We start from the raw sequence: 14,741 nt of genomic DNA, 5'->3' as shown, positions 1-14,741 counted from the left end.
CCGGTCAGCAGCCGGGCGGTTTTTCCTTGGCACCGCACCTGCAGCCCGCGCGCGGCGGGATCACGCCGCCGGTCATGACGTTCGCGGCTGCGGCGAACCGGAGCCGCCGGCAGCGGCCTGTCACCAATGAATCGCCGCCAACGGCGGCTCTGCGGGAATTGCCCGGCCGGATCGCCTTATTCCGCCGCGCCCTTGAAGGCGTCGGCGCCGGTCTCGAATTGCAGCCGCGCCAGTTCGGCATAGACGCCGCCTCTGGCGACGAGGCTCTGGTGGGTGCCTTCCTCGACGATGCGGCCTTCCTCCATCACCAGGATGCGGTCGGCCTTCAGCACCGTCGCCAGCCGGTGGGCGATGACCAGCGTGGTGCGGCCGCGCATCAGGTGCTCCAGCCCCTCCTGCACCAGCGTCTCGCTGGCGGCGTCGAGCGCCGAGGTCGCCTCGTCGAGCAGCAGGATCGGGGCGTCGCGCAATATGGCGCGGGCGATGGCCATGCGCTGGCGCTGGCCGCCCGACAGCATGACGCCGCGTTCGCCCACCTGCGTGTCGTAGCCCTTCTCCAGCTTGGTGATGAACTCGTCGGCCAGCGCCGCCTTCGCCGCGGCCTCAATATCGGCGTCGGAAGCGCCCGGCCGCCCGAAGGCGATGTTTTCCCGCGCGCTGGCGGCGAAGATCGTCACGTCCTGCGGCACGATGGCCATGCGTTCGCGGATCGCGACGGGATCGGCCTCGCGCACGTCGACGCCGTCGACGGTCACCGCGCCGGTCTCCGGATCGTAGAAGCGCAGGATCAGCGAGAACACGGTGCTCTTGCCCGCGCCCGAGGGCCCGACGATGGCCACCGTCTCGCCCGGCTTCACCGAAAAGGTCAGGCCGTGCACCGCCGCGCGATCCGGCCGCGCCGGATAGGAGAACGACACGTCCGAGAAGGTGATCGAGCCGCGCGCCGAGACTGGCAGGGGCTTCGGATGGGCAGGTGCGACGATGTCCGGCTTCTCGGCCAGGATCTCGGTCAGCCGCTCGGCCGCGCCGGCGGCCTGGGAAAGATCGCCCCACACTTCCGAAAGCGCGCCGAGCGCCCCGGCCGCGAACACGGCATAGAGCAGGAACTGGCCGAGCGTGCCGGGCGACAGCGCGCCCGACAGAACGTCGCGCGAGCCGAACCACAGCACCGCCACCACCGAGGAGAAGATCATGAAGATGGCGAAGAAGGTCAGCAGGGCGCGCGCGAAGATCGAGCTGCGCGCCGCCTCGAACGCCGCCTCGACCGCCGCGCCGAAGCGGCCGGTCACCAGCTTCTCGTTGGTGAAGGCCTGCAGGGTGCGCATGGCGCCGATCTGCTCGCTGGCATAGGCGGTGGCGTCCGCCAGCGTGTCCTGCGCCTGCCGGGATTTGCGCCGCACCGAGCGGCCGAAGGCGACCAGCGGCAGCACGATGATCGGGATCGCCGCGATCACCAGCCCCGACAGTTTCGGGCTGGTCACCACCATCATCGCCAGCGCGCCGAAGCCGAGGATGACGTTGCGCAGCGCCACCGAGGCCGTGGCCCCCACCGCCGACTTCACCTGCGTGGTGTCGGCGGCCAGCCGCGACACGATCTCGCCCGACTGGGCGGTGTCGAAGAAGGCGGGCGAAAGCTTCGTCACATGCGAGAACACGTCGCGGCGGATGTCGGAGACGACGCGCTCGCCCAGCGTGATGACGAAATAGTAGCGGCCGGCCGATGCCAGCGCCAGAAGCGCCGCCATCAGCACCAGCATGCCGAAATAATTGGCGATGAAGCCGGAATCGGAGGTGGAGAAGCCGTGGTCGATCATGCGCCGCACCGCGACCGGCAGCGCCAGGGTGGTCACCGCCGCCAGCGTCAGCGACACCAGCGCGCCGGCGACCAGCCTGCGGTAGCGGCCGATATAGGGAAACAGCCGGCCAAGCGGCCTTATGGAGCGCCTGCGCGCCTCCGTGCTGCTGGTTTCGGCCATGATCTGCCTTCCTGTCCGAATGGCTCCGGCGCGGCTCTTATTCCAACTTGTGATTCCAAATCGGCTGATGTATAGGCACGCCGACCGTTTCTGAAGCCGCGGCTCCTCATAGCTGCGGCTTCGAGTTTTAAAAAGGGGCGCATCGCCGCAGGGCCGTCCCCCAAGCCAGGACAAGAGCGATGAAGGCTGACATCCATCCCGACTACCACACCATCAAGATCGTCATGACCGACGGCACCGAGTACCTTACCCGTTCCACCTGGGGCAAGGAAGGCGACACGATGAACCTCGACATCGACCCGACCACGCACCCGGCCTGGACCGGCGGCCAGCAGACCCTGCTCGACCGCGGCGGCCGCCTGTCGAAGTTCAAGAACAAGTTCGCCAATCTCGGCATCTGAGCCGACACGGCCCGAACACGAAAACCCGCCTCACGGCGGGTTTTTTGTTGCCCCGCAGCGCGCAAGCGGACAGTACCGGATCTGCGAAGCTGTCGTTTCCCCCGCCAACTGCGGGTTGCAGCATGGGGCGAACTGGTCGATCCTGCGCCGCGCGGGGACGGGAGGACCAGTGACACACGGCCACATCGATTTGAACGACGCCCGCCGCCGGATAAAGGCGATCTTCATCGGCTCGATCGGCAATCTGGTCGAGTGGTACGATTTCTACGCCTACACCGCCTTCGCCCTCTATTTCGCCCATGCCTTCTTCCCCTCGGAAGATCCCGTGGCGCAGCAGCTCAACGCCGCGACCCTGTTCGCGGCGGGCTTCATCGTGCGCCCCGTGGGCGGCTGGCTGTTCGGCCACCTGGCCGACCGCTACGGCCGGCGCCTGTCGCTGACCGTCTCGGTGCTGATGATGTGCTTCGGCTCGCTCATCATCGCGCTGACGCCCACCTACGCGACCATCGGTTTCGCCGCGCCGGCCCTGCTGGCGCTGGCGCGCATCATCGAGGGGCTGAGCCTCGGCGGCGAATACGGCGCCAGCGCCACCTATCTCAGCGAGGTGGCCGATCCCGAGCATCGCGGCTTCTATTCCAGCTTCCAGTATGTGACGCTGATCGGCGGCCAGCTCACCGCGATCCTGGTGCTCCTGCTGTTGCAGAACGTGTTCCTGACGCATGAGCAGCTCGTGGCCTGGGGCTGGCGCATCCCCTTCGTCATCGGTGCCATGCTGGCCATCGTTTCGGCGATCATGCGCCGCCACCTGCACGAGACGGAAGCCTTCGTCGAGGAGGCGGCCGGCACCGAAAAGCGCGACAGCGCGCTGCGCGGCCTGATGAAATATCCGCGCGAGGTGGCCATCGTGGTCGGGCTGACGGCCGGCGGCACGGCTGCCTTCTACACCTTCACCACCTATATGCAGACCTTCGTGAAGCAGACGGTGGGGCTGCCGGACCTGACGACGACCTATGTCATCGCCGGCTCGCTGATCTTCGCCGCCATATTGCAACCAATATACGGGCTGATCTCCGACCGCATCGGCCGCAAGCCGCTGCTGGTGTTCTTCGGCGTTGCCGGCACGCTGCTGACGGTGCCGATCCTCACCGCGCTGTCGCACACGCAGTCGGCCTTCGCCGCCTTCCTGCTGATCTGCGCGGCCTGGATCTTCACGGCGGGCTACACCTCCATCAACGCCGTGGTGAAGGCCGAACTGTTCCCGGCGGCGGTCCGGGCGACCGGGGTCGCGGTGCCCTACGCGCTTACCGTCTCGATCTTCGGCGGCACGGCGCCGGTCATCGCGCTGTGGTTCAAGACGCAGGGCCACGAGCAATGGTTCTACTACTACCTCGCGGGCGTCATCTTCATCTCGCTGCTGGTCTATGTGACGATGCGCGACACCAAGCACGCCTCGGAGATGGACAGGACCGCCGGTGTCGCTGAAAGGGCCTAGCGACAGGCACGGCGCTGGCCGGCTTCAGCCGGCCAGTTCCCTCAGCGCCATCCTCTTGTAGGCCGCAACGAGGCGGTCGCCCTCTTCGCGCGGGACGGAGATCGCCAGCCGCATGGTCGCCTCGCCCATCTGCCACAAAAGCAGCGCCGAAGCCTCGAGCGCGGCCATGTCCGCCCGCGGTTTCACCCGCTTCAGCGCCGCGACCAGCATGTCCGCATTGGCGCGGCTGTCGGCCAGTTCCAGCGCCCGCAGGGCCTTGTCGGCCTGCGTGCCCGACCAGATGTCGCGCATCACCGGTTCGGCCAGGAACAGGCCGTAATAGGTGTCGACCAGCTCCGAAAAGGCGCGGCACAGGCCGTCCGTGTCGGAGACTTCGGCAAGCGCCGCCGCGATGCAGGCGCGGCTCTCCTGCGTGTAGCGCTCGGCCAGCGCCCGGATGAGCGCGCTCTTGTCCGGGAAGAACTGGTAGAGCGAGCCGATCGGCACGCCGGCGCGCTCGGCCACCTCGCTCATGCGCAGGGCGTCGCTGCCGTTCCCGGCGATCAGCGCCGAAGCCGCCGCCAGCATGCGCTCCACGCGCTCGCGGCTGCGCTCCTGGCTCGGAACGCGCCGCTGCGCCGATGCCTGCCGTCCTGCCGATCCGACGCCTTGCGCCATCGCCTCGCCGCCCTTTCCCAATCCCGCCCGCAAATCCAGCCCGCAAATCCAGCCCGCAAATCCAGCCCGGCGATTCCACTTGACTTCAAGAATATGAGGATTTATCACATTTATCAAACATGAGGATTATTCATATTTGTTGACGGGAGGATATTCGGCGATGACCCTTCTCTTTTCCCTTCTGGCCTTCCTTGCCCTGCTCGGCAGCGGCCTCATGGCCGGCCTGTTCTTCGCCTTCTCCAATTCCGTCATGGCCTCGCTGGCGCGCCTGCCCGCGCCGCAGGGCGCGGTGGCCATGAACACGATCAACGTCGTGATCCAGAACCCGCTGTTCCTGCTCGTCTTCATGGGCACGGCGCTCCTTTGCGCGGTGCTGGCCGCGAAGGCGGTGCTCGGCTGGGGCGAAAGCGGCGCGTTCTGGCTGCTGGCCGGCAGCCTGCTTTACCTGGTCGGCATCTTCGCGGCGACGATTATCTTCAACGTGCCGCTGAACGACGCGCTCGCGGCCGTCGATGCGTCAGGCGTCGAGGGCACGGCGATGTGGAGCCGCTATCTCGCCGAATGGCTGCCGTGGAACCATGTGCGCACGCTTGCCGGCACCGCCGCGCTGGCCTGTTTCGCCCTGGCGCTGCGCTGATCGACATGCGCGGCCGGCACGAAAAACCCCGCCTCAGGCGGGGTTCTTTTTCGCGTGGCGGTCGGAATGGCCGAGGTCGCGCTCCGGATCGATGCGGTCGCGCACGAGCTGCTTGAGACGCGCGGCGTCGGGAAAGCCGCCGTCGCGCTTGCGCTCCCACACCGGGTCGCCGTCGCAGGTGATGGTGAACACGCCGCCGGTGCCCGGCACCAGAACGACCTCGCCGAGGTCCGTGCCGAAGGTGGACAGAAGCTCCTGCGCCATCCAGCCGGCCCGCAGCAACCATTGGCACTGCGTGCAATAGGTGATGACGATGCGGGGTTTGCTCTCGGACATGGCCGCCATCGATAGCGCTCGGGCGCACTGCGCCGGCATGCGGCCGGCGCCGTGAAAGATCTCTGCGTTACGCCGCGCTGAGCTTGGCCAGGGTGGCGTCGTCCACCTCGAAATTGGCGTAGACGTTCTGCACGTCGTCGTCGTCCTCGAGCGTGGCGACCAGCCGCATCAGCGACTGCGCGCGCTCCTCGTCCACCGGCACGTTGTTCTGCGGCTTCCAGATCGCCTTGACGGATTCGGCTTCGCCGAGCGCGCTTTCCAGCGCCTTGGACACCTCGCCGATGTCCTCGAAGCCGCAATAGATGGTGTGGCCGTCCTCGTCGCTTTCGACGTCCTCGGCCCCGGCCTCGATCGCGGCTTCCATGACCTTGTCGGCGCTGCCGGCCGAAGCGGGATAGACGATCTCGCCGGCCCGGTCCCACATGAAGGCGACCGAACCGGTCTCGCCGAGCGCCCCGCCGGCCTTGGTGAAGGCGGCGCGCACGTTCGAGGCGGAGCGGTTGCGGTTGTCGGTCAGCACTTCCACGATGAGCGCCACGCCGCCGGGGCCATAGCCCTCGTAGCGGACCTCTTCGTAATTGTCGCCTTCGCCGCCGGACGCCTTGTTGATGGCGCGCTGGATGTTGTCCTTGGGCATCGACTCGGCCTTGGCGTTCTGGATCGCCAGCCGCAGCCGCGGGTTCATCGCCGGATCGGGGATGCCCTGCTTGGCCGCCACGGTGATCTCGCGCGCAAGCTTGGAAAACATCTTCGACCGGGCCGCATCCTGGCGGCCCTTGCGATGCATGATGTTCTTGAATTGTGAATGGCCGGCCATGGGACCCCTTGTCGTCTCTCGCGGCTGTTTGAATGGCCGGCTTATAGATAAATCGGCCCGAAACGTCCAGATAGTGCCGCAAACGCGGAAGACGAAACCGTCCTCATTCTTCCATGTCGGCTTTCAGCCGGTCGAGGATCGACACGGCGTGGCCGGCATACTCGCTGATCCAGCGGTCGTGGATACGCTTGATCGGCAGCGCGTCGAGATGGTTCCAGCGCTCGCGCCCCTCGCGCCGGGCCACCACCAGCCCGGCCGTCTCCAGCACCTTCAGATGCTGCATGACCGTGCAGCGGTCCATGTCGGCGAACGCCTCGCACAAGGACCCGGTGGTCTTCGGCCCCTCCTTCAGCGCGTCCAGCATTTGCCGCCGGCGCGGATGCGCCAAGGCCTTGAAAACATGGTCGTCCTGCGCTTCGCTTGACATGTTATATTTTTATAACTTATCCTTCCCATATTCAAGGAAGGAGCTGTGGATATGTCTCTGGGATTTCGCGTTTCGGGGCGCATCGGCAAGCCGGTGGCCGAGGTGTTCGACGCCGTGGCCAACCCGAACAAGCTGTCCGGCTATTTCACCACCCTAGGCGGCGCCTCCGCGCCCTTGGTTGCCGGCACGACGGTGACATGGTGGAAGACGGTGCCGGTCGAGGTCGACGAGGTGGTGGCGAACGAGCGCATCGTGCTGCGCTGGGACGCCGCCGGCGCCGACGGCAAGCCGGCCTACAAGACCCGTATCGAGATGAATTTCGAGCCGCTGGACGACGGCGGCACCTTCGTGACCATCGCCGAATCCGGCTGGACCGAGGACGAGCAGGGCCAAAAGGCCTCCTACAACAACTGCGAGGGCTGGTCGCAGATGCTGTCCTGCATGAAGGCCTATGTCGAATACGGCATCAATCTGCGCGAAGGCTTCTATCCGAGCGAGATGCGCGGCCAGCTGCCGACCGACGCCGACCGCAAATAGGGCGCGCCTCAGCGCCCTTCGCGCCGCGCCCGCCTGTTGCGGGCCAGCATGTTGAGCCCTTCGACCAGGGCCGAAAAGCCCATGGCGGCGTAGATGTAGCCCTTGGGCACGTGATAGCCCATGCCGTCGGCGATCAGCGTCATGCCGATCATCAGCAGGAAGCCCAGCGCCAGCATCACGATGGAGGGGTTGCGGGCGATGAAGTCGGCCAGCGGCGTGGCCGCCAGCATCATCACCGACACCGCCACGATGACGGCAATGTACATGATGGCGATCTCGTCGGTCATGCCGACCGCGGTGATGATGGAATCGATCGAGAAGATCAGGTCGAGCAGCAGGATCTGGAAGATCGCCCCGCCGAGCGACATTTGCAGCACCCGGCTGGCGCTCGCGTCCTCATGGTCGATCGGATCGACCGTGTGGTGGATTTCCTTGGTCGCCTTCCACACCAGGAACAGGCCGCCGGCGATCAGGATGATGTCGCGCCAGGAAAAATCCTGCCCGAACACCGAGAACACCGGCTGGGTCAGCCCCACGATGAAGGAGATGGTGGCCAGCAGCACCAGCCGCATGACCAGCGCCGCCGAGATGCCCAGCCGGCGCGCCGGCTTGCGCTGCGCCTCGGGCAGCTTGTTGGTGAGGATGGAGATGAAGATCAGATTGTCGATGCCGAGCACGATCTCCAGCACCACCAAGGTGAGCAGGGCGACCCATGCGGTCGGATCGGTGACGAAGCCGAAATGGGGGCTGAGAAACTCGACAAGCTGCAAAGGCGTCTTCCCCCGATGGCGCTTCGTAAGGCGGGTTTCGACGGCAGTTAGGTATGCGGCGCGCCAAGATCAATGTCGGCGCGCGAGAAAGTTGTGAAAGCCCTCAGCGCCAGAAGAACGGCACGGTTTCCTCCAGCCGCGGCCCGCGCCGGAACGGCGCCACGGCCTCGGCGAGCCCGGTGCGGTCGGAGATGTCCACCCCGACGCCGCACAGCGTCGCCGGCCCGCTGGCCGCCTCGAAACGGCCCTTCGGCACCTTGGAGAGGAAGCGGTTGAGCGGCTCCTCCTTGTCCATGCCGAGCGAGGAATCGTAGTCGCCGCACATGCCGGCGTCGGTCAGGTACGCGGTGCCCCCGTTGAGGATCTGGTGGTCGCCGGTCGGCTGGTGCGTGTGCGTGCCGACCACCAGCGAGGCGCGTCCGTCGACGAAATGGGCGAAGCACATCTTTTCCGACGTCGCCTCGGCATGGAAGTCGATCATCACCGCATCCGCCTGCTCGCCGAGCGGACAGGCGGCGAGCTCGCGCTCGGCGGCCTGGAACGGATCGTCCAGTTCCGGATGCATGAACACCCGGCCCATGATGTTGGCCACCAGCACGCGCGCGCCGTTGCGGGCGATGTAGACGCCCGAGCCGCGCCCCGGCGTGCCCTTCGGGAAATTGGCGGGCCTGAGGAAGCGCTCCTCGCGCGGGGCGAAGGTCAGCGCCTCGCGCTGGTCCCAGACATGGTTGCCGGTGGTCACCACGTCGGCGCCGGCATCCAGCGTGGCGCGGAAGATCTCCTCGGTGATGCCGAAGCCGCCGGCGGCGTTCTCGCCGTTGACGACGACGAAATCGAGCCGGAAATCCGAGATCAGGCCGGGAAGCTGTTCCCACACGGCCGTGCGCCCGGTCTTGCCCACCATGTCGCCGAGGAAGAGGAGTCTCATGCTCTTCCTTTAGCCAGCGCCGTTGAAGCGATGCAAGCCGCTCTCGGTCAGTATCTCGTGGAGCACGATGTCGTGGTCTTCTTCCGGCACGCGTTCCACCTGCTGGCAGTCGAAGGCGACGCCGACGAGGCGCGGCTCCAGCCCCTTGGCGTGCAGCCTGGCGATGGCGCGGTCGTAATAGCCCGCGCCGTAGCCGATGCGGTGGCCGCGGTCGTCGAATGCGGCGAGCGGCACCAGCATGATCGTCGGATCGAGCACCTCGGCCTCCTCGTGCGGGCCGACCGTGCCGAAGGCCATCTCCACCATCGGCGCGCCGCGCACCAGTTCGCGGAAGTCGATGGTGGTCTTGTCGAGGATCGCCGGCAGGCAGAGCCGCGCCCCGTGCTCGCGCAGCGCGAACATCATCGGCCGCACGTCCACCTCGGTGCGCAGCGGCCAGAACCCCGCCACGATGCTGTCGGGACCGACCTCGATGCTGTCGCGCGCCGTCTCGGCCATCTCCAGCGAGGCCTCGACGCGCCAGAAGGCGTCGAGCGCGTCGCGCCGTCCCAGCGCTTCCGCACGCAGGTGCTTCTTCAGGGTCTTCAGTGAAGTCATGCCGGCGCCTCCCTTGGCGGGCCGGACAAAACCGCAACTTGGCTGACAGGTCAAGGGAAAGCGGCGATCCACACGACCGGTGGAGAAGTTGATCCCGGGAACCTACAAAGTAGGTGGGCGCCATATGTCCGAGCCCACGGGCCCGGTCAGGGACAGCTCCCTTCGAGATCAATAAGGCCCCGGGGAAATGTCTCTCCTGCCGGGAAGCGCAGACCGCCGCCGACGAATATAGAGCCGCCTGCGCGGTTGCGCCAGTGGAATGCTTGCCCCTTGGCCGCCGCGCCCCTACTGTCCGCCGAAAACGACCCGGAGACCGGAATGCGCTTCGAAGGCACGGCCGACTATGTCGCCGACAAGGATCTGATGGTGGCTGTCAACGCGGCGATCGCGCTGGAGCGGCCGCTGCTGGTGAAGGGCGAGCCCGGCACCGGCAAGACCGAGCTGGCGCGGCAGGTGGCGGCCGCGCTCGGCCTCGACCTGATCGAGTGGAACGTCAAGTCCACCACCAGGGCGCAGCAGGGCCTCTACGAATATGACGCCGTCTCGCGCCTGCGCGACAGCCAGCTCGGCGACGAGCGCTTCAACGACATCGGGAACTACATCCGCCGCGGCAAATTGTGGGACGCCTTCGCCGCCGACAGGAAGGTGGTGCTTCTGATCGACGAGATCGACAAGGCCGACATCGAGTTCCCCAACGACCTGTTGCAGGAGCTCGACCGCATGGAGTTCTTCGTCTACGAGACCGGCGAGACGATCCGCGCGGCGCAACGCCCCATCGTCATCATCACGTCGAACAACGAAAAGGAACTGCCCGACGCCTTCCTGCGCCGCTGCTTCTTCCATTACATCCGCTTCCCGGACCTCGACACGCTGGCCCGCATCGTCGAGGTGCACTATCCCGGCATCAAGCAGCGTCTGGTGCAGGCGGCGCTTTCCCGCTTCTTCGAGATCCGCGAGGTGCCGGGCCTGAAGAAGAAGCCCTCGACCTCGGAGGCGCTGGACTGGATCAGGCTGCTGGTCGCCGACGACGTCGAGCCGGAAGACCTGCGCGCCGACGCCAGGAACGCCCTGCCCAAGCTGCACGGCGCGCTGCTGAAGAACGAGCAGGACGTGCACCTGTTCGAGCGGCTGGCCTTCATGGCGCGAAGGTAGAACGCCCGCAGGCATTGCGGGGTAAGCTACCCTCGCCCCGCCTTCGCTGCGCTCGGGCGGGTGAGGGGGATTGCCGGCGCAGGCGCCAGCCCGTAACCCGTTGAAACGGCGCGGCGTTTGCAAAAACAGCGCGCGTTTCCATCCACGCCTTCCGCCCTCCCCCCATACTCCGTCGCAGTTTCTCCTGCGGGAACGCGGTGTCGCGACGGCGGGACGTGGGGAGGAACCGGTGCTCCGGGGAAGCGGCTAACGTGGCCGACGAAGCGGAGGGCAGCCCGGAGTCTCCAGACTTCCGTTTCGGCGGAAGCGAGCATCCGTATGTCGCTGGTGCGGGCCTGGGTGACGATCTGGTCATCCCGCCGGGAGACGGGTGAGCCGAAAAACGCCGGCGGGCGCCTGGCAAGGCGCCATACAATTACCAATCAGAGGCACCGAACCAGGCGCCCGCTTCCTACTTCTCCCGGCCCTGCCTTTCGGCCAGGGAGAAGCGCTCTTTGAAACAACGGCCAGACCGGAAACGGGGCGTGGCAACGAAAAGCCGCGTCTGCCCCATCGCCGGAGCCGCCTGCCGAGCCTAGAACGGAACGGCTCTCAACAGGATCGCAACCGAGATGACATCGATCACCATCCGCCCCCTCGAACAGTCCGACCATGAAGACTGGCGCCGGCTCTGGACCGCCTATCTGGAATTCTACAAGACCACCGTGCCGGAGGAGGTCTACGCCACCACCTGGAGGCGGCTGTTCGCGCCCGGCGAGTTCGAGCCGCGCGGCTTCATCGCGCTGAAGGACGGCAGGGCGGTGGGGCTGACCCACTATCTCTACCACCGCTCCTGCTGGTCGGTGGTGAACAATTGCTATCTTCAGGACCTGTTCACGGCAGCCGAGGCGCGCGGCAGCGGCGTGGGTGCTGCGCTGATCGAGGCGGTGCGGCAGGAGGCGGGCAGGATCGGCGTCACCAACGTCTACTGGATGACGCACGAGACCAACGCCACCGCCCGCAAGCTCTACGACCGCGTGGCGCGGCTCACCGGCTTCGTCGAATACGATCTGCTGTAGGGCGATCGCACAACGACAAGGATCGGCGCACGATTTTCCCGCGCGCCGCTCAGCTCTGTGCGCCGGAAACCCAGTCGTGCCACTCGTCCTCGCTGCCGTGGAACACGTTGAGGTCGATCTTGCCGCTGACGCCATGCGACAGGCCGGAGCCGGAATATTGCCAGAACATCCATCTGCGGCCCGGATAGATCTTGGACGGGTGGGCGGCGACCGAACGCAGCCAGAAATGGTGGTTCGGGAAGGCGCCTTCGAGATTGTCGCGGTAGAAGTCCGGCGCGGTGTAGATGACCGGCCGCTGGCCGTAATGGCGCTCCAGCTTGTCCATGAAGACCTGCATCTTCTCCAGCACCGTCTCGCGCGACGGCCGCCGCCGGCAGCTCGACTCGCCGTTCCACTCCACATCGATGACCGGCGGCAGGGCGCCGGCCACCCGCGGCACGTTGCGGATGAACCAGTCGGCCTGCTCCCCGGCGGTGCGGCACCAGTAGAAGAAGTGGTAGGCGCCGCGCTTTAGCCCGGCATCGGCCGCGCCGCGCCAGTTCTTGCGGAACATCGGGTCGAGATGGTCGCCGCCGTCGGTCGCCTTGATATAGGCGAAGTTGGCGCCCTGGCTGCGCAGTTTCAGCCAGTCGATCTCGCCCTGCCAGCGCGAGACGTCGACGCCGTGCACGGCCAGCTTGCGCGGCGAGCGCGAGCCGAAATTGATTGGCTTGGCGTCGCGGAAGCGGCGGCTGTAGATCTGGTAGGGCATCACGGCCTTCACGGCCGGCTTGCCGGGCGCGAGCATGGCGACCGGCCGCGCCTGCGGCACCGGCAGCTCCGCAATCGGCATGGGCACGGTTTCGGCCTGCTCGGAGACGAGGGCCGCCATCGGGACGGGCGCCGGCGGCTCGATGGCCGGCGAGGCCTCGGCAATCGCGGCCGGCGGCACCGGGGCGCGGGCCTGCCTCACCGGCGCGTCGGGCCGGCTGATGGAGCTCGTCGTCTCGAGCGATGGCGTCGACAGGATCTCTTCCATGCGCGAGCTGGACGTGCAGCCGGCGACGCCCAGGCAAACCAGAACGATGGAAGGCACGCTGAAAAAACGCATGGCTACCCGCACGCAAAACACTCTTCGGTGGCCCCCGGGAACACTCGCCCGGGCGCGCTTCGCAAATCCCTAACGACAAATTACCAAGAAAGACTGAATCCTAAGTTTCCGTTGACGCTTTTCTGCCCCGGCCGCGATTCGGGATCGCGCTTGCCTCGCGGCGAGGCGCGGCGCAAAGTGCCGGCCATGTACCTGCCCTTCTTCCTCGAACTGAAAGCCGCCAAGGTTCCCGTCTCGCTGCGGGAATATCTGTCGCTGCTGGAGGGCATGGAGGCGGGGCTCGCCGACTACGACGTGGAGAACTTCTACTATCTCGCCCGCTCCTCGCTGGTGAAGGACGAGCGCCATATCGACCGCTTCGACCAGGTCTTCTCGCATTATTTCAAGGGGCTGGCGGCGATCTCCGGCGAAACCGGCGTCGATGTCGCCGGCCTGCCGCAGGATTGGCTGCGCAGGCTCGCCGAAAAACACCTGACCGAGGAGGAAAAGAAGCTGGTCGAGGCACTGGGCGGCTTCGACAGGCTGATGGAAACCCTGAGGCAGCGGCTGGAGGAGCAGAAGGGCCGCCACCAGGGCGGCTCGAAATGGATCGGCACCGCCGGCACCTCGCCCTTCGGCGCCTATGGCTACAATCCCGAAGGCGTGCGCATCGGCCAGCATGAAAGCCGCAACCGTCGCGCGGTGAAGGTGTGGGACAGGCGCGAATTCCGGAATTTCGACGATTCCGTCGAGCTCGGCACCCGCAACATCAAGGTCGCCCTGAAACGGCTTCGCCGCTGGGTGCGCGAGGGCGCGGACGAGGAATTCGACCTGCCCGGCACCATCCATGCCACCGCCGAGCACGGCTATCTCGACGTGAGGACGCGGCCGGAACGGCGCAACGCCGTGAAGCTTTTGATGTTCTTCGACGTCGGCGGCTCGATGGACGACCACATCAGGGCGGTCGAGGAGCTGTTTTCCGCCGCCCGCGCCGAATTCCGGCACATGGAATATTTCTACTTCCACAATTGCCTCTACGAAGGCATGTGGAAGGACAACCGCCGCCGGCATTCGGAAAGGATCGCCACCGTCGACGTGCTGCACAAATACGGCCACGACTACAAGGCGGTCTTCGTCGGCGACGCCTCGATGAGCCCCTATGAGATCGCCCATCCCGGCGGCTCGGTGGAGCACTGGAACGAGGAGGCCGGGGCGGTCTGGCTGCAACGCGTGCTCGCGCAATGGCCGAACGCGGTATGGCTGAACCCCACCCGCGAGCAGCATTGGGGCTACACCCATTCGATCGGCATGATCCGCGACATCTTCGCGGGCCGCATGTTCCCGCTGACGCTGACCGGGCTGGGACAGGCGACGAAGGAACTGTCGCGCAGGCATTGAACACGCTTCAAGCGGCCTGCCGGCGCCCCTATATATGCGCCGGAGCCGCCGAGGCACGCCACAGGGAGAAAGAAAGATGGACGAACATCGCTATCCCGTCACCCGCACCGACGCCGAATGGCGCGCGCTGCTGACGCCAGAGCAATACGCCGTCATGCGCGGCCACGGCACCGAGCGGCCGGGAAGCTGCGCGCTGCTGCACGAGCACCGCTCCGGCGCCTTCGCCTGTGTCGGCTGCGGCAGCAGGTTGTTCGAATCGTCGCTGAAATTCGAGAGCGGCACCGGCTGGCCGAGCTTCAACGACCCCGTGCCCGGCTCGGTCGAAACCACCGAGGACCGCAGCTACGGCATGCTGCGCACGGAGGTGCACTGCGCCACCTGCGGCAGCCATCTCGGCCATGTCTTCCCCGACGGCCCGCCGCCCACCGGCCTGCGCTACTGCATCAACGGCGTGGCGCTGAAATTCGAGCCGGCGAACTGATCCGGCCC

Annotated in this window: 17 protein-coding genes and 1 other RNA gene; 8 read left to right on the top strand and 10 right to left on the bottom strand. The window is 66.6% G+C overall.

The features are described from left to right. Nucleotides 1–176: 176 nt before the first annotated feature. Nucleotides 177–1,976 (bottom strand): ABC transporter transmembrane domain-containing protein, encoded by a 1,800-nt coding sequence (locus tag QU595_RS23330; RefSeq protein WP_315926416.1) that lies wholly within the window; start codon nucleotides 1,974–1,976, stop codon nucleotides 177–179. A 179-nt stretch (nucleotides 1,977–2,155) separates the two neighbouring features. Between QU595_RS23330 and rpmE the strand changes: the two genes are divergently transcribed. After that, nucleotides 2,156–2,377, top strand: coding sequence for a 50S ribosomal protein L31 (gene rpmE, locus QU595_RS23325; RefSeq protein WP_315926414.1), 222 nt, complete (start codon nucleotides 2,156–2,158; stop codon nucleotides 2,375–2,377). A 169-nt stretch (nucleotides 2,378–2,546) separates the two neighbouring features. Continuing rightward, nucleotides 2,547–3,869 (top strand): MFS transporter, encoded by a 1,323-nt coding sequence (locus QU595_RS23320; RefSeq protein ID WP_315926412.1) that lies wholly within the window; start codon nucleotides 2,547–2,549, stop codon nucleotides 3,867–3,869. A 24-nt stretch (nucleotides 3,870–3,893) separates the two neighbouring features. On the opposite strand, the gene QU595_RS23315 is transcribed toward QU595_RS23320, so the two are convergent. Continuing rightward, nucleotides 3,894–4,526 (bottom strand): TetR/AcrR family transcriptional regulator, encoded by a 633-nt coding sequence (locus tag QU595_RS23315; protein ID WP_315926411.1) that lies wholly within the window; start codon nucleotides 4,524–4,526, stop codon nucleotides 3,894–3,896. A 160-nt stretch (nucleotides 4,527–4,686) separates the two neighbouring features. Here QU595_RS23315 and QU595_RS23310 point away from each other — a divergent pair, with 160 nt between their 5' ends. Then, nucleotides 4,687–5,163, top strand: a complete 477-nt coding sequence (locus QU595_RS23310) for a DUF1772 domain-containing protein (protein WP_315926408.1) — start codon at nucleotides 4,687–4,689, stop codon at nucleotides 5,161–5,163. A gap of 33 nt (nucleotides 5,164–5,196) precedes the next feature. On the opposite strand, the gene QU595_RS23305 is transcribed toward QU595_RS23310, so the two are convergent. From QU595_RS23305 to QU595_RS23295, 3 genes are all read right to left on the bottom strand, one after another. Next, nucleotides 5,197–5,499, bottom strand: a complete 303-nt coding sequence (locus QU595_RS23305) for a SelT/SelW/SelH family protein (protein WP_315926406.1) — start codon at nucleotides 5,497–5,499, stop codon at nucleotides 5,197–5,199. A 67-nt stretch (nucleotides 5,500–5,566) separates the two neighbouring features. Continuing rightward, nucleotides 5,567–6,316, bottom strand: coding sequence for a YebC/PmpR family DNA-binding transcriptional regulator (locus QU595_RS23300; RefSeq protein WP_315926404.1), 750 nt, complete (start codon nucleotides 6,314–6,316; stop codon nucleotides 5,567–5,569). Nucleotides 6,317–6,419: 103 nt separating this feature from the next. Then, nucleotides 6,420–6,743: a metalloregulator ArsR/SmtB family transcription factor gene (locus QU595_RS23295; protein WP_315926403.1), complete on the bottom strand. Its 324-nt coding sequence runs from the start codon at nucleotides 6,741–6,743 to the stop codon at nucleotides 6,420–6,422. Nucleotides 6,744–6,794: 51 nt separating this feature from the next. Here QU595_RS23295 and QU595_RS23290 point away from each other — a divergent pair, with 51 nt between their 5' ends. Next, a complete protein-coding gene (locus QU595_RS23290) occupies nucleotides 6,795–7,280 on the top strand; it encodes an SRPBCC domain-containing protein (RefSeq protein ID WP_315926401.1) in 486 nt (161 codons plus the stop codon). Nucleotides 7,281–7,288: 8 nt separating this feature from the next. Here QU595_RS23290 and QU595_RS23285 read toward each other — a convergent pair whose 3' ends face one another. The 4 genes from QU595_RS23285 to ssrS form a co-directional block, all read right to left on the bottom strand. Then, complete coding sequence (locus tag QU595_RS23285; protein WP_315926399.1) at nucleotides 7,289–8,050, bottom strand: TerC family protein; 762 nt, start codon at nucleotides 8,048–8,050, stop codon at nucleotides 7,289–7,291. 103 nt (nucleotides 8,051–8,153) lie between these two features. Then, on the bottom strand, nucleotides 8,154–8,978 hold the full coding sequence (locus QU595_RS23280; RefSeq protein ID WP_315926397.1) for a YmdB family metallophosphoesterase: 825 nt from the start codon (nucleotides 8,976–8,978) through the stop codon (nucleotides 8,154–8,156). Nucleotides 8,979–8,987: 9 nt separating this feature from the next. After that, nucleotides 8,988–9,575 (bottom strand): 5-formyltetrahydrofolate cyclo-ligase, encoded by a 588-nt coding sequence (locus QU595_RS23275; RefSeq protein WP_315926395.1) that lies wholly within the window; start codon nucleotides 9,573–9,575, stop codon nucleotides 8,988–8,990. A 61-nt stretch (nucleotides 9,576–9,636) separates the two neighbouring features. Beyond that, a non-coding RNA gene (ssrS, locus tag QU595_RS23270) (6S RNA) lies at nucleotides 9,637–9,793 on the bottom strand. Nucleotides 9,794–9,893: 100 nt separating this feature from the next. Here ssrS and QU595_RS23265 point away from each other — a divergent pair. Continuing rightward, nucleotides 9,894–10,727, top strand: coding sequence for a MoxR family ATPase (locus tag QU595_RS23265; RefSeq protein ID WP_315926394.1), 834 nt, complete (start codon nucleotides 9,894–9,896; stop codon nucleotides 10,725–10,727). A gap of 611 nt (nucleotides 10,728–11,338) precedes the next feature. Then, nucleotides 11,339–11,785: a GNAT family N-acetyltransferase gene (locus QU595_RS23260; protein ID WP_315926392.1), complete on the top strand. Its 447-nt coding sequence runs from the start codon at nucleotides 11,339–11,341 to the stop codon at nucleotides 11,783–11,785. Nucleotides 11,786–11,834: 49 nt separating this feature from the next. On the opposite strand, the gene QU595_RS23255 is transcribed toward QU595_RS23260, so the two are convergent. Continuing rightward, nucleotides 11,835–12,875: a GH25 family lysozyme gene (locus QU595_RS23255; RefSeq protein WP_315926390.1), complete on the bottom strand. Its 1,041-nt coding sequence runs from the start codon at nucleotides 12,873–12,875 to the stop codon at nucleotides 11,835–11,837. Between the two features lie 186 nt (nucleotides 12,876–13,061). Between QU595_RS23255 and QU595_RS23250 the strand changes: the two genes are divergently transcribed. Both QU595_RS23250 and msrB read left to right on the top strand, forming a co-directional pair. Continuing rightward, nucleotides 13,062–14,252: a VWA domain-containing protein gene (locus tag QU595_RS23250; protein ID WP_315926503.1), complete on the top strand. Its 1,191-nt coding sequence runs from the start codon at nucleotides 13,062–13,064 to the stop codon at nucleotides 14,250–14,252. Nucleotides 14,253–14,328: 76 nt separating this feature from the next. Continuing rightward, nucleotides 14,329–14,733, top strand: a complete 405-nt coding sequence (gene msrB / locus QU595_RS23245; protein WP_315926388.1) for a peptide-methionine (R)-S-oxide reductase MsrB — start codon at nucleotides 14,329–14,331, stop codon at nucleotides 14,731–14,733. The last annotated feature ends 8 nt before the right edge of the window (nucleotides 14,734–14,741 follow it).

The sequence above is a fragment of the Mesorhizobium sp. SP-1A genome, from assembly GCF_032460275.1.
In the GTDB taxonomy this organism is placed as follows: domain Bacteria; phylum Pseudomonadota; class Alphaproteobacteria; order Rhizobiales; family Rhizobiaceae; genus Mesorhizobium.
This window is presented reverse-complemented; position numbering and strand designations above follow the sequence as displayed.